Annotated in this window: 19 protein-coding genes; 15 read left to right on the forward strand and 4 right to left on the reverse strand. The window is 62.6% G+C overall.

Annotated elements, in window-relative coordinates:
- Nucleotides 1-68: 68 nt before the first annotated feature.
- From HS968_RS01440 to HS968_RS01450, 3 genes are all read left to right on the forward strand, one after another.
- The gene (locus tag HS968_RS01440; protein WP_182369845.1) at nucleotides 69-584 is read left to right on the forward strand and encodes an RNA polymerase sigma factor; all 516 of its coding nucleotides are present in this window, start codon (nucleotides 69-71) and stop codon (nucleotides 582-584) included.
- Entirely contained in the window at nucleotides 585-1535 is a 951-nt protein-coding gene (locus HS968_RS01445) for a FecR family protein (protein WP_182369846.1), read from the forward strand.
- Between the two features lie 100 nt (nucleotides 1536-1635).
- Complete coding sequence (locus HS968_RS01450; RefSeq protein ID WP_182369847.1) at nucleotides 1636-4065, forward strand: TonB-dependent siderophore receptor; 2430 nt, start codon at nucleotides 1636-1638, stop codon at nucleotides 4063-4065.
- 114 nt (nucleotides 4066-4179) lie between these two features.
- Here the strand turns inward: HS968_RS01450 and dadR are convergent, their stop codons facing one another.
- The gene (dadR, locus tag HS968_RS01455) at nucleotides 4180-4668 is read right to left on the reverse strand and encodes a transcriptional regulator DadR (RefSeq protein WP_017678280.1); all 489 of its coding nucleotides are present in this window, start codon (nucleotides 4666-4668) and stop codon (nucleotides 4180-4182) included.
- A gap of 156 nt (nucleotides 4669-4824) precedes the next feature.
- Between dadR and dadA the strand changes: the two genes are divergently transcribed.
- From dadA to HS968_RS01490, 7 genes are all read left to right on the forward strand, one after another.
- Entirely contained in the window at nucleotides 4825-6123 is a 1299-nt protein-coding gene (gene dadA, locus HS968_RS01460; RefSeq protein WP_182369848.1) for a D-amino acid dehydrogenase, read from the forward strand.
- A 39-nt stretch (nucleotides 6124-6162) separates the two neighbouring features.
- Nucleotides 6163-6510, forward strand: coding sequence for a RidA family protein (locus HS968_RS01465; RefSeq protein WP_079784941.1), 348 nt, complete (start codon nucleotides 6163-6165; stop codon nucleotides 6508-6510).
- A 163-nt stretch (nucleotides 6511-6673) separates the two neighbouring features.
- A complete protein-coding gene (gene alr / locus HS968_RS01470; RefSeq protein ID WP_182369849.1) occupies nucleotides 6674-7747 on the forward strand; it encodes an alanine racemase in 1074 nt (357 codons plus the stop codon).
- Nucleotides 7748-7941: 194 nt separating this feature from the next.
- Entirely contained in the window at nucleotides 7942-8490 is a 549-nt protein-coding gene (locus tag HS968_RS01475; protein ID WP_119692364.1) for a cupin domain-containing protein, read from the forward strand.
- 156 nt (nucleotides 8491-8646) lie between these two features.
- Nucleotides 8647-9186: a sterol desaturase family protein gene (locus HS968_RS01480; RefSeq protein ID WP_182369850.1), complete on the forward strand. Its 540-nt coding sequence runs from the start codon at nucleotides 8647-8649 to the stop codon at nucleotides 9184-9186.
- 138 nt (nucleotides 9187-9324) lie between these two features.
- Nucleotides 9325-9747: a c-type cytochrome gene (locus HS968_RS01485; protein ID WP_106737680.1), complete on the forward strand. Its 423-nt coding sequence runs from the start codon at nucleotides 9325-9327 to the stop codon at nucleotides 9745-9747.
- Between the two features lie 125 nt (nucleotides 9748-9872).
- Nucleotides 9873-12008, forward strand: coding sequence for an acetyl-CoA hydrolase/transferase family protein (locus tag HS968_RS01490; protein ID WP_182369851.1), 2136 nt, complete (start codon nucleotides 9873-9875; stop codon nucleotides 12006-12008).
- Here the strand turns inward: HS968_RS01490 and HS968_RS01495 are convergent.
- Together HS968_RS01495 and HS968_RS01500 are read right to left on the reverse strand one after the other, a co-directional pair.
- Nucleotides 12005-12577, reverse strand: a complete 573-nt coding sequence (locus HS968_RS01495) for a xanthine phosphoribosyltransferase (RefSeq protein WP_119692361.1) — start codon at nucleotides 12575-12577, stop codon at nucleotides 12005-12007. The genes HS968_RS01490 and HS968_RS01495 overlap by 4 nt on opposite strands.
- Before the next feature lie 159 nt (nucleotides 12578-12736).
- Nucleotides 12737-14362: an NADP-dependent glyceraldehyde-3-phosphate dehydrogenase gene (locus HS968_RS01500; RefSeq protein WP_182369852.1), complete on the reverse strand. Its 1626-nt coding sequence runs from the start codon at nucleotides 14360-14362 to the stop codon at nucleotides 12737-12739.
- 572 nt (nucleotides 14363-14934) lie between these two features.
- Between HS968_RS01500 and HS968_RS01505 the strand changes: the two genes are divergently transcribed.
- Genes HS968_RS01505 through HS968_RS01515 form a run of 3 tightly spaced genes read left to right on the forward strand, consistent with a single transcriptional unit; the run spans nucleotide 14935 to nucleotide 19018 of the window.
- Nucleotides 14935-16350, forward strand: a complete 1416-nt coding sequence (locus HS968_RS01505; protein ID WP_119692359.1) for an NAD(P)/FAD-dependent oxidoreductase — start codon at nucleotides 14935-14937, stop codon at nucleotides 16348-16350.
- Nucleotides 16337-17575 carry an NAD(P)/FAD-dependent oxidoreductase gene (locus HS968_RS01510; RefSeq protein ID WP_182369853.1) on the forward strand — a complete coding sequence of 413 codons (1239 nt, stop codon included), beginning with the start codon at nucleotides 16337-16339 and terminating at the stop codon, nucleotides 17573-17575. Before HS968_RS01505 ends, HS968_RS01510 begins: the two co-directional genes overlap by 14 nt.
- 27 nt (nucleotides 17576-17602) lie before the next feature.
- Nucleotides 17603-19018: a glycerol kinase gene (locus HS968_RS01515; RefSeq protein ID WP_182369854.1), complete on the forward strand. Its 1416-nt coding sequence runs from the start codon at nucleotides 17603-17605 to the stop codon at nucleotides 19016-19018.
- Nucleotides 19019-19026: 8 nt separating this feature from the next.
- Here the strand turns inward: HS968_RS01515 and HS968_RS01520 are convergent, their stop codons facing one another.
- Nucleotides 19027-19833 (reverse strand): DeoR/GlpR family DNA-binding transcription regulator, encoded by an 807-nt coding sequence (locus HS968_RS01520; RefSeq protein ID WP_119692356.1) that lies wholly within the window; start codon nucleotides 19831-19833, stop codon nucleotides 19027-19029.
- 411 nt (nucleotides 19834-20244) lie between these two features.
- On the opposite strand from HS968_RS01520, the gene eutH reads away from it, so the two are divergent.
- Both eutH and HS968_RS01530 read left to right on the forward strand, forming a co-directional pair.
- Nucleotides 20245-21477 carry an ethanolamine utilization protein EutH gene (gene eutH / locus HS968_RS01525; protein WP_182369855.1) on the forward strand — a complete coding sequence of 411 codons (1233 nt, stop codon included), beginning with the start codon at nucleotides 20245-20247 and terminating at the stop codon, nucleotides 21475-21477.
- Between the two features lie 49 nt (nucleotides 21478-21526).
- Nucleotides 21527-21883: a DUF1937 family protein gene (locus tag HS968_RS01530; protein ID WP_119692355.1), complete on the forward strand. Its 357-nt coding sequence runs from the start codon at nucleotides 21527-21529 to the stop codon at nucleotides 21881-21883.
- Nucleotides 21884-21892: the final 9 nt, after the last annotated feature.

Below are 21892 nucleotides of genomic sequence, written 5' to 3' on the forward strand. Positions count from 1 at the left end.
ACGATTCTCATAATCTGTAGTCTTGCGGCCTGCCTGAATCCCCAGCATTCCTTTCTCCGGAGTCTGCCTTGGCTGCCGATGATCTCGATCAGCTGTTTCGCCTCTACCATCGCGAATTACAGCAGATTGCCTACCGCAGCCTCGGGGATCGGGAAATGGCGGCCGATCTCACTCAGGACACCTTCGTCCGCTATGTCGGCCTCGAACGTGAACGGCGCACGGTCGATATCGAGAACCCGCGCTTCTTTCTGATTCGCATGCTGCGCAACCTGATAATCGATCTGGGGCGCAGCAGTTCGCGACGTGTTGCCACGGCCGTTCTGGACGATGTCGAGGATGAACTGCTCGATCCCTATCCATGCCCGCAACGTCTGCTGGAGCTGCGCCAGCAGGTGCAACTTTTGCACGAGGCGCTGAGCGAACTGCCGGACAACTGTCGCCGTGCACTGTTGCTCAATCGGCTGGACGGCCTTGGCCATGCGGCGATTGCAGAACGCCTGGGCGTGTCGCCGAGCATGGTCAGCAAATACATCATGCGCGCCCTGCGTCATTGCATTCGCCGCCTCGGTTTACTGGACGACTGAATGAAATCGGCCCTTTGCGAACAGGAACTCGACGAGCCGCTGGCAGATGAACTGACTGAGCAGGCTCTGCAGTGGTTGGTCGACCTGCATGCTGGCGAAGGCCAGAGTGCAAGCTGGGATGACTACCTGCGCTGGTGCGCCACCTCGCCGGTACACCAGCAAGCGGCGCAGACCGCTGAGCGTTTGTGGGAGCGCCTGGGCAGTACGCTCGAACGACCGAAAAGCAGGCGCATGCCGTTGCTCGGCTTGGTGCTGGCCATCGGCCTGGCAGGCGGCTCGTACTGGCAGGCGCAGAACCACGGCTGGATGGCGGATGAGCGTACCGCTGTCGGTGAACGGCGTTCCGTGCAACTGGCCGACGGTTCCCGAGTGGAGCTGGCGCCGCGCACGCGGGTGGATATCGAGCTGAGCGGCACCCAGCGCCTTGTGCGGCTGTACGCTGGCGAAGTGTTCGTGCAGGTGGCAGCCGATCCTCAGCGACCGTTCGAGATCGAGGCCGGCAATGGCCGCATACGCGCCTTGGGTACGGCCTTCGATGTGCGCAATAGCGGTAATAGCGTGCACCTCGTGGTGACTGAGCATGCGGTGCGCGTCACCCATGGCCAATCCGCGCAGGTCGCTGAAGTCGAGGAGGGGCAGGGGCTGCAGTACGGCGCGCAATGGCTGTCCCGTCCGCAGGTGGTGGATGTCAATGCGGCCACCGCCTGGCGCCGTGATCGCCTGGTATTCAACGAGCGGCCGCTGGGCGAAGTGGTCGACGAGTTGCGCCGTTACCACTCCGGGGTGATCTGGCTGCGTGACGACGAACTGGGCAGCCTGCCAGTGACTGGCATCGTCGGTACCGGTGACGTGATGGCGCAGTTGCAGTTGTTGCAGCAGTCCCTGCCATTGCGCGTGCGCCAACTGCCCTGGTTGACCGTGATCGAGCGCGATCCGGATCGCACGAAATAATCGCGAAAATTGTTCTTCACGGCGCTGTCAGGTTTTCAAGCGCTGACGTCTTTCCTATCGAGATCGATTTTTATTTCGCTAATTTCGGCGGGGGAGATACATGCGACACATCATCAGACAGACAGCCCTGAGCCTGGCCATCGCGGCCGGTGTGATGGGCATCAATGCCTACGCGCAGACCGACAGCCAGCAGCATGCCAGCGTGCTGTTCGATATCGCCCCTGGCCCGCTCGGCCAGGTTCTGACGCGTTTTGCCGAGCAATCCGGCCTGCGCTTGATTGTCGCCAGCGACGTGCTGGCCGATCAGCAATCGCCGGGCCTGCACGGCAATTACGAGCTCGACCAGGGCCTGGCGCAGCTGCTGGACGACAAGGGCCTGCAGGGCCGCGTGAGTGGTGATGTGATTCTGATCGAGAAGGTCGCTGCGCAAGGGGATGCGCTCAACCTCAGCGCGATCACCATCCAGGGGCAGGGCATGGGATACACCACTGAACACACCGCTTCCTATGCCTCGCCCGTCGTCACCATCGGCAAGGGTGCCAAGAGCATCAAGGACATCCCGCAGTCGGTCAGTGTGGTCACTCAACAGCGCCTCGCAGACCAGAACCTGACAACGATGAAGGATGTGCTGGACAACGCGCCGGGGGTAACTGTCGTGCCTATGTTCGGCACAGGCGATCAGTACTACTCACGCGGTTTTTTCATCGAGAACTTCCAGTACGACGGTGTGCCACTGGAGCGGCAGTCTTACGCGCGAGGCTCGAACCTCACGGCGCAGACGGCGATCTTCGATCGGGTGGAAATCCTCCGCGGTGCGCAAGGGTTGCTGGAGGGCGGTGGCAACCCGTCCGGCTCGGTCAACTTCGTGCGTAAACGACCGACCGCGGTCAACCAGGTCAAGCTGACGGCCCAGGCCGGTTCCTGGGATCACTACGGTACCCAGGCCGATATATCGGGCCCGCTGGATGAGCAGGGGCATCTGAGTGGTCGTTTGGTCATGGATTACGACACCCGCAATTCCTTCACCGACCATGTGGGTGACGATCGGCAAACCCTCTATGCCGCGCTCGACTTCGACCTGACGGACGCCACCCGTATCGGCGTTGGTTACAGCCGCGAGCGTGTCGACGCTAATATCGATGCCAACGGCCTGCCCAACTACAACGATGGCTCGATTCCACACTACAGTCGCTCTGCCTTCCTCGGCGGCAAGTGGGCCTACTGGGACAAGATCCAGGACACCTACTATTTCGACATCTCCCACCAGTTCAACGACGACTGGTCGCTGACCACCACTGTGGTCAACGTCCGGGAAAAGAGCGATTACCAGTACCTGCTGAGATCCGGCGTCAATAACCCCGACAACACCGGCCCGCTACGTGGCGATGCCTACGTCTTTGACTTCTTCTCCGAGCACTGGGGCGGCGACATCTACCTCAACGGGCGCACTCAGCTCGCTGATCGCCAGTTGAATCTGACCATGGGGGCGAACTACACCGATCTGGACAGCAGCGATACCTTCGGCTGGAAACGTAACCACGTGCCCAACTGGGACATATTCGGTAATCCGGTCGATGGCAACAAACCCTCCAAGGAGTCCATCCTGGCCGCCAACCGCTTGGACGACGGTTTCGCGTCGATCCAGAAGGGCGCGTACGGTATGGGTCAGTATTACCTGACCGATTCGCTCTCGATCATCCTGGGTGCGCGGGTGTCGTCCTACCAGAAGGCTTACCGCTCGGATGGCGCCTGGGGGGCCTCGAAGTCGGTGGCTAAGGAGTCGGCGCAGGTCACGCCCTATGCCGGCATCATCTACGATCTCGATCCGACCTGGAGTACTTACGCCAGCTACACCAAGATATTCCTGCCGCAATCGATGCGCAGTGCCACGGGCAGCATCATCGATCCGAAGACGGGCAATAGCGTAGAAGTAGGGTTGAAGGGTGTGTTCGACGAGGGGCGGCTGAATGCCACCTTTGCCATGTTTCGCATGGAGCAGGACAACATTCCGATCTGGGATGCCGACCTCGATCAGGATATCCAGGACGCCAATTGCGGCGGCACCTGTTACTACGCTGGCGGCACGGCCATCAGCCGGGGCTTCGAGGCAGAGCTCAATGGTGAGCTAGTCGACAACCTGCAGGTATACGCCTCTTACACCCTCAATCTGCTGCGCTTCCAGAAAGATGCTCCCAGCGTATCCGATGACGTTGGTGCCAGTGTCGAGGTACCTAAACATATGCTGCGGACCTGGCTGAACTACCGTTTGCCGGGTGAGTGGGAGCGGGTCTCGGTCGGTGGTGGTGTGAATGCGCAAAGCGGGTCTGCGGGCTACGGTTACAACGGTCGAGAGCAGGCTGGTTTCGCCATCTGGAATGCGCGCCTGGGTTATCGTTTCACCGACGAACTCTCTGGTGCGATGAACATCAACAACCTCTTCGACAAGCGCTACTACAAGTCGGTCGACTACGGTAACAACTACTTCGGTGATCCACGCAATGTGCTGTTCACCCTGACCTATAGCTATTGAGCCACCCGGTGGAAAACGCTTCGCGGTTTTCCACCTACGGTGAGTTGCCGTCTAACGACCATACAGCGCCCGCATTCGCGGGCGTTCTGCCTTCAACCTGCCGCTTGTCGCTGCTTACTCCGGCACCGGCAGCGCCAAACTCTCCTTCACCTCTTCCATGACGATGTAGCTCTTCGACTCGCGCACGTGCGGCAGCTTGAGCAGGATATCGCCAAGCAGTTTGCGGTAGCTGGCCATCTCGTTGATGCGCGCCTTCACCAGGTAGTCGAAGTCACCGGATACCAGGTGGCACTCCAGCACGTGCGGCAGTTTGAGCACGGCGCGGCGGAATTCCTCGAAGGTGTCGCCGGACTTGTAGTCCAGGCTGATCTCGACGAACACCAGCAGGTTGGCCTTGAGGTTCTGCGGGTTGAGGCGGGCGTGGTAGCCCATGATGATGCCTTCGCGCTCCAGGCGGCGTACGCGCTCGGTGCACGGCGTGGTCGACAGGCCCACCCGCTCGCCCAGTTCGGTGAAGCTGATGCGCCCATCCTCCTGCAGGATACGGAGGATGTTGCGGTCGATCTTGTCCAGTTCACGACGGCTTTGATGCTGGGTTCTCATGGGGAATCCGCCTCTGTAAAACGGCTTTTTGCCAAGAATTCTCGCCAAATATAGCTGTGTATATGGTGAAAAGCACTGCGTTGCTCTTCCTATACTGCGGCCATCGACAACAATGGCCTGTAACGCACGTGCCTTGGGCGCGGCGGGGAGAAAAACATGCGTGTTCTGGTTCTCGGCAGCGGTGTGATTGGTACCGCCAGTGCTTACTACCTCGCCCGTCAGGGTTTCGAGGTGGTGGTTGTCGACCGCCAGGACGGCCCGGCGCTGGAAACCAGCTTCGCCAACGCCGGCCAGGTTTCTCCCGGCTACGCTTCTCCCTGGGCAGCTCCGGGCGTACCGCTGAAAGCCATCAAGTGGTTGCTGCAAAAACACGCGCCGCTGGCGATCAAGGCCACTGGTGACGTCGACCAGTACCTGTGGATGGCGCAGATGCTGCGCAACTGCACTGCCAGCCGCTATGCGATCAACAAGGAGCGCATGGTGCGTCTGTCCGAGTACAGCCGCGACTGCCTCGACGAGCTGCGGGCCGAGACCGGCATCGCCTATGAAGGTCGCCAACTCGGCACCACTCAACTGTTCCGCACCCAGGCCCAGGTCGATGCAGCCGCCAAGGACATCGCCGTACTGGAAGCCTCCGGTGTGCCGTTCGAACTGCTCGACCGCGACGGCATCGCCCGCGTCGAACCGGCCCTAGCTGGCGTCAAGCACAAGCTGGCCGGCGCCCTGCGCCTGCCCAACGATCAGACCGGCGACTGCCAGATGTTCACCACCAAGCTGGCGGACATGGCCAAGGCGCTCGGCGTCGAGTTCCGCTTCGGCCAGAACATCCAACGGCTGGACGCTGTCGGTGATCGCATCAATGGCGTGTGGATCGACGGCAAGCTCGAAACGGCTGATCGCTACGTGCTCGCCCTCGGCAGTTACAGCCCGCAACTGCTCAAGCCGCTGGGCATCCGTGCTCCGGTTTACCCGCTCAAGGGCTACTCGCTGACCGTGCCGATCACCAATCCGGAGATGGCACCGACCTCGACCATTCTCGACGAGACCTACAAGGTCGCCATCACCCGTTTCGACGGTCGCATCCGCGTTGGCGGCATGGCCGAGATCGCCGGTTTCGACCTGTCGCTCAACCCGCGTCGCCGCGAAACCCTGGAGATGATCACCTCCGACCTCTACCCGGAAGGCGGCGACCTGCAGCGTGCCGATTTCTGGACGGGGCTGCGTCCGGCCACGCCCGACGGTACTCCCATCGTTGGCGCCACCGCCTACCGCAATCTGTTCCTCAATACCGGTCACGGCACCTTGGGTTGGACCATGGCTTGCGGCTCCGGTCGTCTGCTCGCCGACCTGATGGCCAACAAGCGTCCGCAGATCAGCGCCGATGGTCTGGATATCTCGCGTTACTCGCGCAAGGCGCGTGAAGTGCACAGCGCACCGCAGCCGCTGCGCACCTGATAGCCTTCGCGCTTTCGCAATCCAAGGAGCTTTACCCCTATGTCGATCCAGCGCCTGCATGTGGCCAAACGCTACAGCGAAGTGGTGATCCACAACGGCACGATTTACCTCGCCGGCCAGTTGGCCGACGACTTCGACGGTGACATCCGCGAGCAGACCCGCCAGACCCTGGCCAACATCGACAAGATGCTGGCCGAGGGGGGCAGCGACAAGAGCAAGATCCTGTCGCTGACCATCTTCCTCAAGGATATGGCGGACTATGACGGCCTCAATGCCGAGTACGACGCCTGGGTCGCCGACGGCAACGCGCCAGCCCGCGCCTGCGTCGAGGCGAAGATGTACAAGCCCGAAGTGCTGGTGGAAATGTGCGTGGTGGCTGCCGTTTGAGGTGGCCATCGCCTACACGCAGATCTTTTTGTGTTGGCTTTTCACCCGGCTCCCCCGCCGGGTTTTTTTTGAATGACGACGTGTCTGCATGTAGCCCGGATGCAATCCGGGAACTGCCAATGAAAAACTGTCGCCTCAGTGAATGATTGAGAGATAACGAACCATGCGTCCCGCCCGTGCCCTGATCGATCTCGATGCCCTGCGTCATAACTACCGTCTGGCCCGCGAACTGAGCGGTGCCCGCGCGCTCGCCGTGGTCAAGGCCGACGCATACGGGCATGGCTCGGTGCGCTGCGCGCAGGCACTCGAAGCTGAGGCCGACGGTTTCGCCGTGGCCTGCATCGAAGAGGCGCTGGTATTGCGCGAGGCGGGGATTCGCGCACCGATCCTGTTGCTCGAAGGCTTCTTCGAGGCCGACGAGCTGGCGCTGATCGATCAGCATGACCTGTGGTGCGTCGCCCACTCGCAGTGGCAGATCGAGGCCATCGAACAGGCGCAACTGAGCAAGCCACTGACCGTCTGGCTCAAACTCGACAGCGGCATGCACCGCGTCGGTCTGCACCCGGCGGACTATCAGGCGGCCTATCGGCGTCTGCTGGCCAGCGGCAAGGTCAGCAAGATCGTGCTGATGAGCCATTTTGCCCGCGCCGACGAACCCGAGTGCGAACGCACGAGCGAGCAGCTGGCGGTGTTCCAGCAGGCGCGCGAAGGTCTCAGCGCCGAAGTCAGCCTGCGCAATTCGCCGGCCGTGCTTGGCTGGCCGCAGGTGCCGAGTGACTGGGTACGGCCCGGCATCATGCTGTACGGTGCCACCCCATTCGAAGGCGCCCAGCAGCAGGCGTCGCGCCTGCAGCCGGTGATGACCCTGGAGTCGAAGATCATCAGCGTGCGCGAGCTGCCGGCCGGCGAGCCGGTAGGTTATGGCGCGCGCTTCGTGTCCGAGCGGCCGACTCGTGTCGGTGTCGTCGCCATGGGCTATGCCGACGGCTATCCGCGTCACGCGCCGACTGGCACGCCAGTACTGGTGGACGGCCAACTCACCCGGCTGATCGGCCGCGTGTCGATGGACATGCTAACCGTCGATCTGACCGACCTGCCGCAGGCCGGCCTTGGCAGCCGCGTCGAGCTTTGGGGCAAGCAGGTGCTGGCCAGTGACGTGGCTGCAGCTGCCGGCAGCATCCCCTACCAGATCTTCTGCAACCTGCGACGGGTGCCGCTGCACTATCTCGGCAACTGAGCCCGGATCGGAAGGCCACGTGCGCTGTGCACCCCACTGCGCGCCTATTGCTAACCCGCACGGCTCTAGCTCGCGGCTTTTCGAAAGAACATGCGCGCCGTGTAGGCGAAGGGTGAACGGAAGTGTTGTAAATTCCGAACGCTATGCCATGATACGGGCACTTTCCGTCTCATATCCCAAGGGGGATTCCAGCATTGGACGTCGGCGTTCGACTGCAATCGATTCGTAAGCTCAAAGGCCTGTCCCAGCGTGAACTCGCCAAGCGTGCGGGCGTTACCAACAGCACCATTTCCATGATCGAGAAGAACAGCGTGAGCCCCTCGATCAGTTCGTTGAAAAAGGTGCTCGGCGGCATTCCCATGTCGCTGGTGGAATTCTTCTCGCTCGATATGGAGCAGGAGAACCAGATTCAGGTGGTTTACCGGGCCTCCGAGCTGACCGATATCTGCAGTGGCGCCATCACCATGAAGCTGATCGGCAAGGCCCATCCAAGCCGTGCCATCTCCTTCCTTGACGAGACCTACCCGGCCGGTACCGGCACCGGTGACGAGATGTACGCCCACGAAGGCGAAGAGGCCGGCATGCTGGTCGAGGGCAGGCTGGAGCTGACCGTTGGCAACGAGGTGTTCGTCCTCGAGCCGGGCGACAGTTACTACTTCGAGAGCAGCAAGCCGCATCGCTTTCGCAATCCCTTCGACGTACCGGCGCGTCTGATCAGCGCTACCACACCCGCGAATTTCTGATCCGGATGGGCGCCCCTTTCTGGTGAAAGGGGCGCTCGTCGACGTGCACCGATTCGCCAACTCGTCGAGCGTCAGGCTGTTGGCCGAACGCTAGACTGGCGCGCTTTCTCAATGGACTAGCCCGGTTTCGATCCGGCATGGCAAGGAGCCTGCAGCATGGCAGCCAGCAACAAGTGGTTGATGTCGTCATTCGCCTATTACCTGGATTTTTTCACCGTCCCGCTGTTGTTCGTGGCCGCTTTGCTAGTGGGGCCGGTGTTGCTCTGGCAAATCGCGGCCGGGGTGCTGATCTGGAGCTTCGTCGAATATGCCATGCACCGCTTCCTCTTCCATGCGTGGTACCGGCGTGAGCATTGGACGCATCACCTCGACGTCCTGGCCCTGATCGGCATATCCAGCTGGAAGACCACGGCGACCTTCATCGCGCTACTCGCCCTGTTCCAGGCCGTGGGCCTGGCCTCCCTGATCGCCGGGGTGATGCTCGGTTATCTGGCCTACATCTCGCTGCATTACGTCATGCACCGCCCGGAACCCCCTCTCTATCGGCTTATGCTTGGCTTGGTGACGAACCACGACCTGCATCATCAGCGCGGTGTGGAAAAGAATTTCGGTGTTTCCTCGCCGCTCTGGGATCATGTTTTCGGAACCTATGTGCGGGTGCGAAACGACGCGCTCACGCAAAGTGTGGAGAGCTGAGCGGGCGGTGCTGCTATCGTTGGCGTAAATATCCCTGCGACAATATGGGTTGTTTCGGCCAGGGCTGCTTGCCGTTATACTGTCGCCCGCTCGCGAAACCGTGGCCGCGAGCGTGACTAGCCACGAAGAGGGTTTACCGTGAATCTGATGAAGAAAATGCTGGCAGTACCGGCTGCCGTATTGGCCCTGTGGGCAGTGACTGCTCAGGCCACGACCGATGACGCAATCGCCGAGCGCCTCAAGCCAGTCGGCGAGGTGTGCATCATGGGCGAAGAGTGCAAAGGCGTTGAAACCGTTGCAGCTTCCGCCGGTGGTGGTGCCCGCTCCGCTGACGACATCATCGCCAAGCACTGCAACGCCTGCCATGGTTCTGGCGTCCTGGGCGCACCGAAGATCGGTGACACCGCTGCCTGGAAAGATCGCGCCGATCACCAGGGCGGCCTTGACGGCATCCTCGCCGCCGCCATCTCCGGTATCAACGCCATGCCGCCGAAAGGCACCTGCGCGGACTGCTCGGAAGACGAACTGCGCGAAGCGATCAAGAAGATGTCCGGTCTGTAAGACTCGCCTCTTCCATGAAAAACCGCCCTCTGGGCGGTTTTTTCGTTTAAGGCGATGGCATGCAACCATGCCGACGGCCATGCAGTCCAAGCAGCATTCGTCATGGATGTCGCGAGGAGCGTCAGATGCCGCACACCTGTACCCTCGAACAAGCTGTCGACCGCGTATTGAGCGAGATCGACGGGCCGATCCATCTGGGCCTGCCGCTCGGCCTAGGCAAGCCCAATCGCTGGGTCAACGCGCTGTACGCACGGGTGCGCGACATGCCCGAGCGGCAACTGACCATCTACACCGCGCTGTGCCTGGCGCGCCCGCGTGCCGACCAGGATCTGCAACGGCGCTTTCTCGAACCCTTCGTCGACCGCGTGTATGGCGATTATCCCGAGCTGGCGTTTCTCGCCGATCTGCATAGCGGTGATCTGCCGGCCAACGTGCGGGTCGAGCAGTTTTTCTTCCAGCCTGGCAGCCTGCTCCAATGTGAGCCGGCGCAGCAGGACTACATCAGCAGCAACTACAGCCATGTCGCCCGTGATCTCAATGCCAAGGGTCTGAACCTGGTCGCTCAGCTGGTCGCCGCCGATGCCGCGCAGCCCGAGCACTTCAGTTTGAGCTGCAACCCCGACGTGACGCTCGACCTCTTGCCACTGCTGAACAAGCGTCGTGAGGCAGGCGAGACCGTGCTCAGCGTGGCCCAGATACACGGCGACTTGCCTTACATGGCGGGCGATGCCCAGGTGCCACGCGACACCTTCGATATTCATATCGTCGAGGATGAGCGCACCACGTTGTTTTCCACCCCGAACATGCCGGTGACCCTGCAGGATCACTGCATTGGCTTGTTCGCCAGTGCCCTGGTGCGCGACGGCGGCACCTTGCAGATCGGCATCGGCTCCATGGGCGACGCCCTGGCCGCGGCGTTGATGGTCAGGCAACGCGATAACACGGGCTACCGTCAGTTGATGCAGGCGCTCCAAGCAAACGAAGCCTGGGCGGAGGCGATCGCTGCCAGTGGCGGTCTCGCACCCCTCGAGCAGGGCCTGTATGGCTGCAGCGAGATGTTCGTCAATGGCCTGCTGGCGCTGGCCGAGGCAGGCCTGGTGCGGCGTCAGGTGTACGCGGATACACGGCTGCAGCGTCTGTCGTTGGCGGGGGCGCTGGATCAGCAGGGGCGTCTGCAGAGCGTTCAGACCTTGCTCGACGCCGGGCTGCCGGCGACGTTGCAGCCGGGTGATCTGGCCTGGCTATGCGACAGTGGTTTGCTGCCAGGTGGTATACGGCTGGAGGAGGGCGAGTTGCACCTGCCTGACGGTGGCCGCATCGCGGCTGATCTGAGCGATCCACAGGCGCAGGCCCGCCTGCAACCTTACCTTGGCCGAGCCAGGGGCGGTGTCGTACTGCATGGTGGTTTCTTCCTCGGCCCGGAAAGCTTCTATCGACGTTTGCGCGAGCTGGATGACACCGAGCGGCAGCGCTTCGCCATGACCGGTATCCGCTATATCAACGAGCTGCATGGTCAGGAGGAACTCAAGCGTCTGCAGCGTCGCGATGCGCGCTTCATCAACACGGTGTTCACCATGACCCTGCTTGGCGCGGGCGTCGCCGATCAACTGGAAGACGGTCGCGTGCTCAGCGGTGTGGGAGGGCAATACAACTTCGTCGCCCAGGCCCATGCGCTGGAGGATGCCCGCTCGATCCTGCTGCTGCGCAGTTGGCGCGAGTCCGGCGGCGAGGTGAGTTCGAACATCGTCTGGGAATATGGCCACACCACCATTCCCCGGCATCTGCGCGACATCGTGGTGACCGAGTACGGCATCGCCGATCTGCGCGGCAAGACCGACGCCCAGGTGATCAAGGCGCTGCTCAATATCAGCGATTCGCGCTTTCAGCCCGGGCTGATCGAGCAGGCGCAGCAGGCCGGCAAGCTGCCTGCGGATTTTCGTCTGCAGGAACGCTTCACGAACAATCTGCCGGAGCGTCTGCAGTGGTTGCGTGATGAGTATCCGACGCTGTTTGCCGAATACCCGCTGGGCAGTGACTTCAGTGCCGTGGAGCAGGATCTGCTGCGGGCGCTGAGCTGGCTCAAGAGCAAACTGCGTCTGACCGAGGTGCTGGAGCTGGGCAAGGCCACGCTCGATGCGCCTGAACCGGCCGCCTACCCCGAGCACCTGCGACGCATGAGCCTGGAAGCGCCGGACGGCGTGCGCGAGGCGCTGTATCAGCGCCTGCTGCTCGCTGGCCTAGAGGCCACCGGTCGCTCTTAATCGAGGAAGCGTACCTGGCCGTTTTCCAGCGCTGCGACACGGGCCAGCGATTCGACGCGGTAGCCTTCGCTCTCCAGCAGGTTGCGGCCGTCCTGGAAGGACTTCTCGATGACGATGCCGATGCCCGCGACCTGTGCGCCGGCCTGCTGGATCAGGTCGATCAGCGCCTTGGCGGCGTGGCCGTTGGCGAGGAAGTCATCGATCACCAGCACCTTGTCGGCTGCGGTCAGGTGGCGTGCGGAGATGGCGATGGTGCTTTCGGTCTGCTTGGTGAAGGAGAACACCTTGGAGATCAGCAGGTCGTCCTTGAGCGTCAGCGACTGGAACTTGCGCGCGAAGATCACCGGGATGCCCAGCTCCAGGCCGGCCATCACCGCCGGGGCGATGCCCGAGGCTTCGATGGTGACGATCTTGGTGATGCCCTGGCCGGCGAAACGCTGGGCGAACTCGTGGCCGATCTCCTGCATCAGGCGCGGATCGATCTGGTGGTTGAGAAAGGCGTCCACCTTGAGTACATGCTCGGACAGCACGATGCCTTCGCTGCGTATCTTCTGTTTCAACGACTCCACGGTCGATCCTCTGGTTTGAGCAGAAAAGCTGCGGATTTTCGCTCAAAATGCCCTGCATTGTGTAGTGCAAGCACAGACTCTCCGACGGTCGTAGCGACCGCGGCCAGTGCTGTACGGGCCGGCAGTCGCATGTGAATAGCTGACCGGGTCGGCAGATTCTCAGAAGATGTAGTCCGTGGTCAGGAAACTGGACTCCCGATTGCGGATGATCTCGCTGATCAGGGTCTTGTTGTCCTCGTCGAAGCGGGTGGCCACCAGCGTGCGGATGGAGAAGACGCGCAAGGCATCGTGCACCGACAGAGTGCCTTCGGCGGAGTCCTTGCGTCCGTTGAACGGGTAGGTGTCCGGGCCACGCTGGCACTGGGCATTGATGTTGATGCGCCCGACCTGATTGGCGAAGGCGTCCACCAGCTTGCCCACGGTCGCCGAGTCGTTGCCGAAGATGCTCAGTTGCTGGCCGAAGTCCGATTGCAGGACATAGTCGATCACGGTCTTCAGGTCGCGGTAAGGAACGATGGGGACGACCGGGCCGAACTGCTCTTCCTGGTACACGCGCATCTGCGGCGTCACCGGGTAGAGCACCGCTGGGTAGAAGAACGAGCCACGGACGTCACCGCCGCCTGCGTTGGTGATGCTGGCGCCGTGAGCCACGGCATCGGCCACCAGGTCACTGAGGTAGCCGGTCTTGCCCGGCTCGGGCAGCGGCGTCAGGGCCACGCCAGGCTCCCAGGGCATGCCCGGTTTGAGGTTCGCCAGCTTGCTGTTGAAGCGTTCCAGGAAGTCATCCACCACCGCTTCATGGACGAACAGGATCTTCAGCGCGGTGCAGCGCTGGCCGTTGAACGACAGGGCGCCGGTGATGGCCTCGTTGACCGCGTTGTCCAGGTTCACCTCGGGCAGCACGATGCCGGGGTTCTTCGCATCCAGGCCCAGGGCTGCGCGCAGGCGGTGCGGTTTGGGGTGCAGCTTCTTCAGCGCGCTGGCGCCCTTGTTGGTGCCGATAAAGGCGAAGACGTCGACCTTGCCGCTGGCCATCAGGGCACTGACGGTCTCGCGCCCGCTGCCGTAGATGACGTTGATGACGCCAGCGGGGAAGCTGTCGCGGAAGGCTTCGAGCAGGGGACGGATCAGCAGTACGCCGAACTTGGCGGGCTTGAAGACCACGGTGTTGCCCATGATCAGTGCCGGAATCAGCGTGGTGAAGGTTTCATTGAGCGGGTAGTTGTACGGCCCCATGCACAGCGCTACGCCCAGCGGTACCCGGCGGATCTGCCCAAGCGTGCCCTGCTCCAGTTCGAAGCGGCTGGAGCGGCGATCCAGCGCCTTGAGCGCTTCGATGGTGTCGACGATGTAGTCGCAGGTGCGGTCGAACTCCTTTTCCGAGTCCTTGAGGTTCTTGCCGATTTCCCACATCAGCAGCTTGACCACGGCATCGCGCTGCTCGCGCATGCGCTTGAGGAAGGTTTCCACGTGCTGGATACGCTCGGCCACACGCATGGTCGGCCAGGCGCCCTGACCGCTGTCGTAGGCATGCACGGCCGCCTCCAGTGCCGCCAGTGAGGTTTGCGCGTCGAGCAGCGGTGTGCTGCCGAGGATGACCTGTTCCTCGCCTGCCTCGGTGCGCAGGTAGATCGGGCTGCGCACGCTGGCCAGTGGGCCAGACCAATGCTGCAGGACGCCGTCGATCAGGTATTCACGTTGTACGATCGGTTCGCCCAGGCGGTACTGCTCGGGGATGTCGTCAAGGGAGGGGAAAAGCTGGGCGAGCGAGCGGGTAGCGGTCATGTCTCTTTACCTCATGATGATCAGTGGCAACTACGCACCCGGCATGCCAGCGTTTATTTGTTTGTTGGTATCTGTGTTCTGTTTGTGGAATTTCCGCAGTTTTGTCAATGAAACCTGGCGATATCGAGCACGCTGAAATGTGTGGGAGCCGTTTTCGAATTACACAGGATCACCCGTGAAGGCGTCGTCGTTTTTCGCTAGGTGTCTGAATGAATTGAGCTTTGTGAGTCGAAATGTAGCAGCGCATGCACCAGTGTGTAGCGCTGTATCAGGCGTAGGCTGCACCGCCAAATCCCCAGAACGGCGACAAGTCCGATAACCTGCCTGAATGAAAATGGCTTCCCTGAAAAGCCTCGATTAGCCTCTGATACAGCGCTGCGCTCAGGTTATACGAGGGGGGTGGCCAGGCATTGGCTTGTGTGAATCGGGCATGTTGCTCATCGCATGCAGCATCATCGACTGTTATTGGTCGGATAAAACCACATATCCACAAAATTATGCTCGGTGGCATGTGCACTGCACTGAATATCCGTCATCACGGTCGAGAAGGCCGAAGACAAACAGGCAATGCAATGAATGATCTGAACCCCAAGCCCAGGCCGGACAGCGCCTTCGATGTCGTCGTCATCGGTGGTGGTGTGGTCGGCTGTGCGATGGCCCGCCGCTTCACGCTGGAAGGTGCCAGGGTGTTGTTGCTCGAGAAAGGCGCGGACATCCTGTCCGGGGCCAGCAAGGGCAACAGCGCGATTCTCCACACGGGCTTCGATGCGCCCTCGGGCAGTGTCGAGCTGGAATGCATGCAGGCCGGTTACCGCGAATACCTCGACATCCATCAGCGGATGAATCTGCCGGTGCTGCGCACCGGCGCGATGGTCGTGGCCTGGACCGACGAGGACATGAGCAAGCTGGACGCTATCGTGCAGCAGGCGCATGCCAATGATGTGAACAATGTGCGCTTCATCGATGCCGAGACCATTCGCCGGCGTGAACCGCACCTGTCGACGCGCGCCCTGGGCGGCGTCGACGTGCCGGGCGAGTTTCTCATCGACCCCTGGTCCGCGCCGCTGGGCTATCTGCTCCAGGCCATGATGGCCGGCGCCCAGGCACGTTTCGGCACGGAAGTGCTGGGTGGTTTCTTCGATCACGGCAAATGGTTGCTCGAAACCTCGACGGGCTACGTCACGGCAACGACCGTGATCAACTGCGCCGGGCTGTTCGGCGACCAACTGGAGCAGCGTCTGCTGGGCGAGGCGTCCTTCAGCATCCATCCGCGCAAGGGGCAGTTCGTAGTTTTCGACAAGGCGTCGGCGAAGCTGCTCAACGCCATCGTCCTGCCGGTGCCGAACGAGCGCACCAAAGGCATCGTGCTGACCCGGACGATCTTCGGCAACCTGCTGGTCGGGCCGACTGCCGAAGAACAGGATGATCGCCTGCATGCCGGCCTGGAGTCCGAGACGCTGGAGCAACTGATCGAGGCTGCCGTCGAGCGTGTGCCAGGGTTGGCCGGCATGCCGGTCACGGCGACCTATGCAGGGTTGCGCCCGGCCAGCGACAAGAAGCACTACCGCATTCACCCGGTGCCGGAGCGCAACTGGATCAGCGTCGGTGGCATTCGCTCCACCGGTCTGACGGCTGCACTGGGCATCGCCCAGCACGTCTTCCGGCTCTACGAGCGCCGGCATGAGGCGCTCGACGCGCAGACCCTGAAGTGGCCGAGCATGCCGAACCTGGCCGAGCATCAACCGCGTGATTACCAGCGCCCCGGCTATGGCGAGATCGTCTGCCATTGTGAAATGGTGACCCGCCGCGAGATCGAGAATGCCCTGCAAGGGCTATTGCCGCCGGGTGACCTTGGCGGGCTCAAGCGCCGTACGCGGGCCTGCATGGGGCGCTGCCAGGGTTTTTACTGTGGGGCGCAGGTCGCCGAACTCAGCGCCGGCCGCCTGGCCGTTCCACTCGCAACAGGTGTTTGTCATGAGAACCACTGAAATGCAGAGCGTCGATGTCGCGATCATCGGTGGCGGCCCGGCCGGCCTGGCGGCTGCCGTGGAGCTGCGGCGCCAGGGCATCGACGAAGTGGTGGTGATCGAACGCGAAGCGGCCGCCGGTGGCATTCCTCGTCACTGCGGGCATCCGCCGTTCGGCTTCCGCGAATACGGCCGAATCTACAGCGGGCCGGACTACGCGCAGCGCAACGTCGAAGAGGCGGAAAAGGCCGGGGTGCGCATCCTGCTCAGGCACAGCGTTACTCGACTGGCCACCGGCGGTTGCATCGAGGGCGTGTCCCCGGAAGGCACATTCCGCCTCCAGGCCAGGCGCGTGCTGCTGGCGACCGGGGCGCGTGAAGTGCCGCGCTCCGCGCGTCTGCTGGGCGGGGATCGGCCGGTTGGCGTCATCAACACCGGCGCGTTGCAGTCCTATCTGTATCTGCAGCACCTGAAACCCTTCGAGCGCCCGCTGATCGTCGGCACCGAGCTGGTCAGTCTGTCAGCCGTACTCAGCTGCCGTCGGGCCGGTATCAAGCCAGTGGCGATGGTCGAACGCAACGCGCGGGCGACTGCGCGCTGGCCCTTGTCGTTGTTCCCGCGACTGTGTGGCGTGCCGATGCACTATGGTGCCGAACTGGTGCAGATCAACGGTCTTGGCCGGGTCGAATCGGCCAGCGTCAGGCTCGCCAGTGGCGAGGTACGCGAGTTCGAGTGCGACGGCGTGCTGTTGACCGGCGAGTTCACGCCCGAGTCGAGCCTGGCACGCATGAGCGACCTGCGCATAGACAGCAAAAGTGGTGGGCCGGTGATCGACCAATTCGGGCGTTGCTCGGATCCTGTCTATTTCGCGGCCGGTAATCTGCTGCGCCCGATCGAGACCGCGGGCTGGTCGTTCCGCGAAGGGCGACGCGTTGCGGGGCTGATCGTGCAGGATCTGCATGGCGAGCTGCCGCTCATCGAAGAGGGTGTCGCTGTCCGCTGTGGTAGCGCCCTGAAACTCTGCGTGCCCCAGGTGCTGGTGCCGGGGGCTGTTGCAGGGCTCAGGCACCTGCAACTACGGGTCAGTACGGCCACTTCGGGGCAACTGGTGGTGCGGGCCGATGGTCGGGACATCTGGTCAAAACCGCGATCCTGTCTGCCCGAGCGGCGCATGCTGGTGCCCATAGCCGAGCTGGGAATTCCCGAGGGAACCCGGCAACTCGAAGTCGACTTCATTCGCCGTTAACAGCCTCTGCCGAGGGGAGTTAAAACCTTGCGTATCGCAGCTCTAGACCAGGGAACCACCAGCACCCGCGTGCTGGTGGTTTCACACAACGGCAGCGCCGACATTCAGCTCGCCTTGCGCCATCAGCAGCATCATCCTCACCCGGGCTGGGTCGAGCATGATCCGCTGGAGCTGCTGAACAACCTGCAGCGCTGCCTCGAAGCGACCGGCCGGGTGGATGCCATCGGCCTGGCCAACCAGGGGGAAAGTTGCCTGGCCTGGGATGCTCGCACTGGCGAGCCGTTGTCACCGGTGATCGTCTGGCAGGACAACCGTACCGCCGACGAGATCAATCGCCTGCGCGCGGAGAGTGGCGAAGCCCTGACCCTGGAGCGCGCCGGGCTGCCGCTCGACCCTTATTTCTCCGCCTCCAAGCTGGCCTGGATTCTGCGCAACCTGCCTGCTGCTCAGCAGGCCCAGCGTGAAGGCCGGCTGCGCCTGGGCACCACCGATGCGTATTTCCTGGATCGCCTGACCGGGGTCTTCGCCACGGACGTCACCACCGCCTCGCGTACCTCGCTGATGAACCTGGCCACCGCGCAATGGGATCCCGAGTTGTGCGCGCTGTTTGGCGTGCCGCTCGAAGCCTTGCCGGAGATCCGCGATACCGTCGGGCATTTCGGCGAGATCGGTGCCACGCCGGTGACCGCCTCGCTGGTCGATCAGCAGGCCTCGCTCTACGGCCACGGCTGCCGCAACCCCGGCGATGCGAAGATCACCTTCGGTACCGGCGCCTTCGCGCTGACGCTGACTGGCGAGGAGATCATTCGCGCACCCGAGAAGGGCCTGCTGGCGACCATCGCCTGGCAGATCGACGGCAAGCCGCAGTACGCCATGGACGGGGGTGTGTACGACGCCAGTGCTGCGGTCGAGTGGGCTGGCCGGCTGGGGCTGTTCAACGACTTTTCCGAGCTGGCGGCCTTCGACCAGCCACCGGCCATCGGTCGGCAACTGGCCTTCGTGCCGGCGCTTTCAGGCCTTGCCTGCCCGCACTGGGATCGCAGCGCGGCCGCGCTGTGGGTTGGCATGAACGCCGCCACCAGCCGGCAGGACATGTGCCAGGCGCTGTTGGAGGGCGTGGCGCTGCGCAGTGTCGAGGTGATTTCGGCGATGGACGGGTTTCTCAACGTCACCGACCAGTTGTCCATCGATGGTGGCCTGGCGCGCAGTCCTTACTTCGCCCAGTTCCTCGCCGATGCCCTGCAGCGTTGCATCGTGACTCAGCGCTTCGACGAACTGACGGCCTTCGGTTGCGCGGCGCTGGCGGCTCGGGGCGTAGGGGTCGACCTTGCGCCGCCGCGCAACACCAGCACCAGCTTCCGGCCGAAGGTCGAGGCCGGTGTCGCCCGCCAGTGGCGTGAGACATTCGCCGATGCGGTGACCCGTTGCCGTAGCTGGCGCTGAGGCAGCGCTCAGCGCTTCAGGCCCGCGCCCAGCGGGCCTGACTCCATCCGGCTCAATGCAGGCGCTTCGTGCACCTCGACGTGGGCAGCCTGCAGGGCCTCGGCCAATGCCCCCAACGGCTTGCGATCCGTGATCAGGCGGTCGATACGGCTCAGCGGGAAGACCTCGAAAAGCGCCCGGCGGCCCATCTTCGACGAGTCGGCGATGACCGTCAGGTAGCGGGTTCTGGCGATCATCGCCCGGGTGATCTCGGCCTCTTCGATGGAGAAGTCGAAGGCGCCGTCCGGGTTGAGGGCGCCGATGGTGACCACCGCATGCTCGGCGTTGAACCGGGCAATCTGCTCCAAGGCCAGGGCGCCGGTGTTCTGTGCGGACTCGGGGCGGTACTCACCGCCGATCATGAACACGCGATTGCCACTGGCGCCGATGCTGGTGGCGATCTGCAGTGAGTTGGTGATCACGGTGATGCGGCTCAGGCGGGCCAGCTCGCGCGCGAAGAACAGCGTCGTGGTGCCCGTGTCGATCAGAATGCTGTCGCCCGGTGCGTAAAGCCCCGCGGCATAGCGGGCGACGGCTTTCTTCTCGCTGGCGAACTCGTTCATCCGCGTCTGGAAGGCGTTTTCATGCTCGCCGCTGGGCGGCAGGGAGGCGCCGCCGTGGTACTTGGTCACCTGGCCGTTGTCGGCCAGTTCGGCGAGGTCGCGGCGAATGGTTTCCTGCGAGGTGCCCAGGTTTCGGGCCAGTTCATCCACCGAAATCCTCTCGCGCTGGCGAAGCAGTTCGAGAATGTGTTGCCGTCGTTCACTGGGGCGCATATCGCATCCTGAAGCTGTTACCGGGCCGCCACATAACGGGGCGAGGTTGTGTTACCTCGGCACACCTTTGAGGCGAAAGAAGAGAACGGAGTCGCTGGGCTGGCGGGGGCAAGGGCACGGGTTGCGGGTTTCGTGCTTTCACGCCTCGGCGTCCAGCGCCGTCGTTGCGGGCATTATAGATGGAACTCACAGGAATGCTGACTGAACTGGTGGTTATCAACGGTCATTCCCACATTTAAACCTCAAAATGGCATGCATAGTGGTTGCTATTACGGTGTCTCACAGGGTTGGTCGAGACGGCTCGCGAGAGCGACGAGAACGAGAGAACACGCCTCTGCGTGAGAGGCGCCATATAGAAAGAACCTTGCGTTGGCGGTCTGGGCGTCAAGTAAGAAGACTAGGGTGAATGTGATGGCAGAGTTCGGAAACTTCGTTATCTACCTGATAATGATCGGCGCAGTGGTGGGGGCTTTCGCTTCGGTGGTTCAGCCACAGAGCGGGCTGGGGAAGGAATTCGTCAACGGCATCCACTCCATCGGGCCGGTGTTTCTCGCACAGGCAGGGATCATGATTTCGATCCCCTATCTGTCGAAGCTGATTTCGCTGGTGCTCGGCCCGTACTTCGCGGCCATGGGTTCGGACGTGTCGATCGCGGCCCTGTCCATCATCGCCGTGGACATGGGCGGTTATCAGTTGGCCGATGCGCTGACGGCTAACCGTGACATGTGGATCGCCGCGATGATCGTCGGCTACACCTCCGGGGCGACCATCGTGTACCTGATCCCGGTCGGGCTGATGATGCTCGAGCGCAAGGATCACAAGTACCTGGCCCTCGGTGCCATGGCCGGCCTGATCAGCATCCCCTTCGCGGTGCTGGCGGCGCTGATGATGATCACCCTGTTCAACCTGCCGGTGCGCGACATCGTCTCGACCAGTTCGCAGGCCACGCATCTGCTGACCCTCGACTTCGTCGGTGCGCTGAAACTGCTGGCGCCGCTGTTCGTCTTCTGCTTCCTGCTCGCCGCCGGCCTGCGCTACCGCGCGACCATGATGGTCAACGGCTTCCTGATCTTCGGCAAGCTGATGGACGCTTTCATCAAGATGATCCTGGCCTTCGCCATCGTCGAGCATTTCACCGGGTTCTTCTCGAAGACCGTGGGCTGGGGCTTCGACCCGATGTTCGCCGACGAGAAGGAGCTGTTCCGCGCCATCGAGATCGCCGGCTACATCGGCATCATGCTCGCCGGCACTTTCCCGATCTGCTACCTGTTCAACAAGTACTGCCGTCGTCCGATGGAAATGCTCGGCCGCCAGCTGGGCCTCTCCGCCCCCGGCGCCGCCGCCTTCGTCATGGTGCTGGCGAACATCATCGCCGTGTACCACATGTTCAAGAGCATGAATGCCCGCGACAAGGTGCTGTGCGTCGCCATGGGCGTTTGCGCCCAGGCCACCATCGGCGATCACCTGGCCTTCACCGCCAACTTCCAGCCCTCGCTGATCATGCCGATCCTGCTGGCCAAGCTGTTCGGTGGCCTGCTGGCGGTCTTCATCGCCGTGAAGATCTCCGTCCCGGCCGCCAACCGCTATGAGGCCGAGGAGCGCAAAGCCGAGCCCGTCGGCAACTCCGAGCTGAGCCCCGCCTGATTTACCCGGGGGCTCCGGCCCCCGACTCCCCCGTAGAAAGAGGTTCGTCATGCGTAAGATTTTTCTCGCCTGCCCCTACAGTCATGCCGATTCGGAGGTCGTTCATGAACGCTTCCTGGCATGCAACGTGGTGGCGGCGACCATCATCGAGTCAGGTCACTGCGTGTTCAGCCAGGTGTCCATGTCTCACCCGATCAACCTGGCGTTCGAGAACCGCGACAGCGCCGTCATCGGTAAGCTCTGGGGCCCCGTGGATGCCGTGTTCATGGAGGCCATGGAGGAGCTGATCATTCTGGACTTGCCCGGCTGGGATCTGAGCTCCGGAATCAAGCGCGAGATCGCCTTCTTCGAGCAGAAGGGGCGCCCGGTCAGCCTGTGGTCGAAGGTGGCCGCGCAGTTCGAGTGAGTTGTGCCC

The organism is Pseudomonas berkeleyensis, assembly GCF_014109765.1.
GTDB lineage: Bacteria > Pseudomonadota > Gammaproteobacteria > Pseudomonadales > Pseudomonadaceae > Aquipseudomonas > Aquipseudomonas berkeleyensis.

Bases quoted from the DNA above. Each gene is read 5' to 3' on its own strand.
- alr (WP_182369849.1), top strand. From the start codon at position 6,674: ATGCGTCCCGCCCGTGCCCTGATCGATCTCGATGCCCTGCGTCATAAC.
- HS968_RS01445 (WP_182369846.1), top strand. From the start codon at position 585: ATGAAATCGGCCCTTTGCGAACAGGAACTCGACGAGCCGCTGGCAGAT.
- eutH (WP_182369855.1), top strand. From the start codon at position 20,245: ATGGCAGAGTTCGGAAACTTCGTTATCTACCTGATAATGATCGGCGCA.
- HS968_RS01490 (WP_182369851.1), top strand. From the start codon at position 9,873: ATGCCGCACACCTGTACCCTCGAACAAGCTGTCGACCGCGTATTGAGC.
- HS968_RS01465 (WP_079784941.1), top strand. From the start codon at position 6,163: ATGTCGATCCAGCGCCTGCATGTGGCCAAACGCTACAGCGAAGTGGTG.
- HS968_RS01530 (WP_119692355.1), top strand. From the start codon at position 21,527: ATGCGTAAGATTTTTCTCGCCTGCCCCTACAGTCATGCCGATTCGGAG.
- dadA (WP_182369848.1), top strand. From the start codon at position 4,825: ATGCGTGTTCTGGTTCTCGGCAGCGGTGTGATTGGTACCGCCAGTGCT.
- HS968_RS01480 (WP_182369850.1), top strand. From the start codon at position 8,647: ATGGCAGCCAGCAACAAGTGGTTGATGTCGTCATTCGCCTATTACCTG.
- HS968_RS01510 (WP_182369853.1), top strand. From the start codon at position 16,337: ATGAGAACCACTGAAATGCAGAGCGTCGATGTCGCGATCATCGGTGGC.
- HS968_RS01500 (WP_182369852.1), bottom strand. From the start codon at position 14,362: ATGACCGCTACCCGCTCGCTCGCCCAGCTTTTCCCCTCCCTTGACGAC.
- HS968_RS01520 (WP_119692356.1), bottom strand. From the start codon at position 19,833: ATGCGCCCCAGTGAACGACGGCAACACATTCTCGAACTGCTTCGCCAG.
- HS968_RS01450 (WP_182369847.1), top strand. From the start codon at position 1,636: ATGCGACACATCATCAGACAGACAGCCCTGAGCCTGGCCATCGCGGCC.
- HS968_RS01505 (WP_119692359.1), top strand. From the start codon at position 14,935: ATGAATGATCTGAACCCCAAGCCCAGGCCGGACAGCGCCTTCGATGTC.
- dadR (WP_017678280.1), bottom strand. From the start codon at position 4,668: ATGAGAACCCAGCATCAAAGCCGTCGTGAACTGGACAAGATCGACCGC.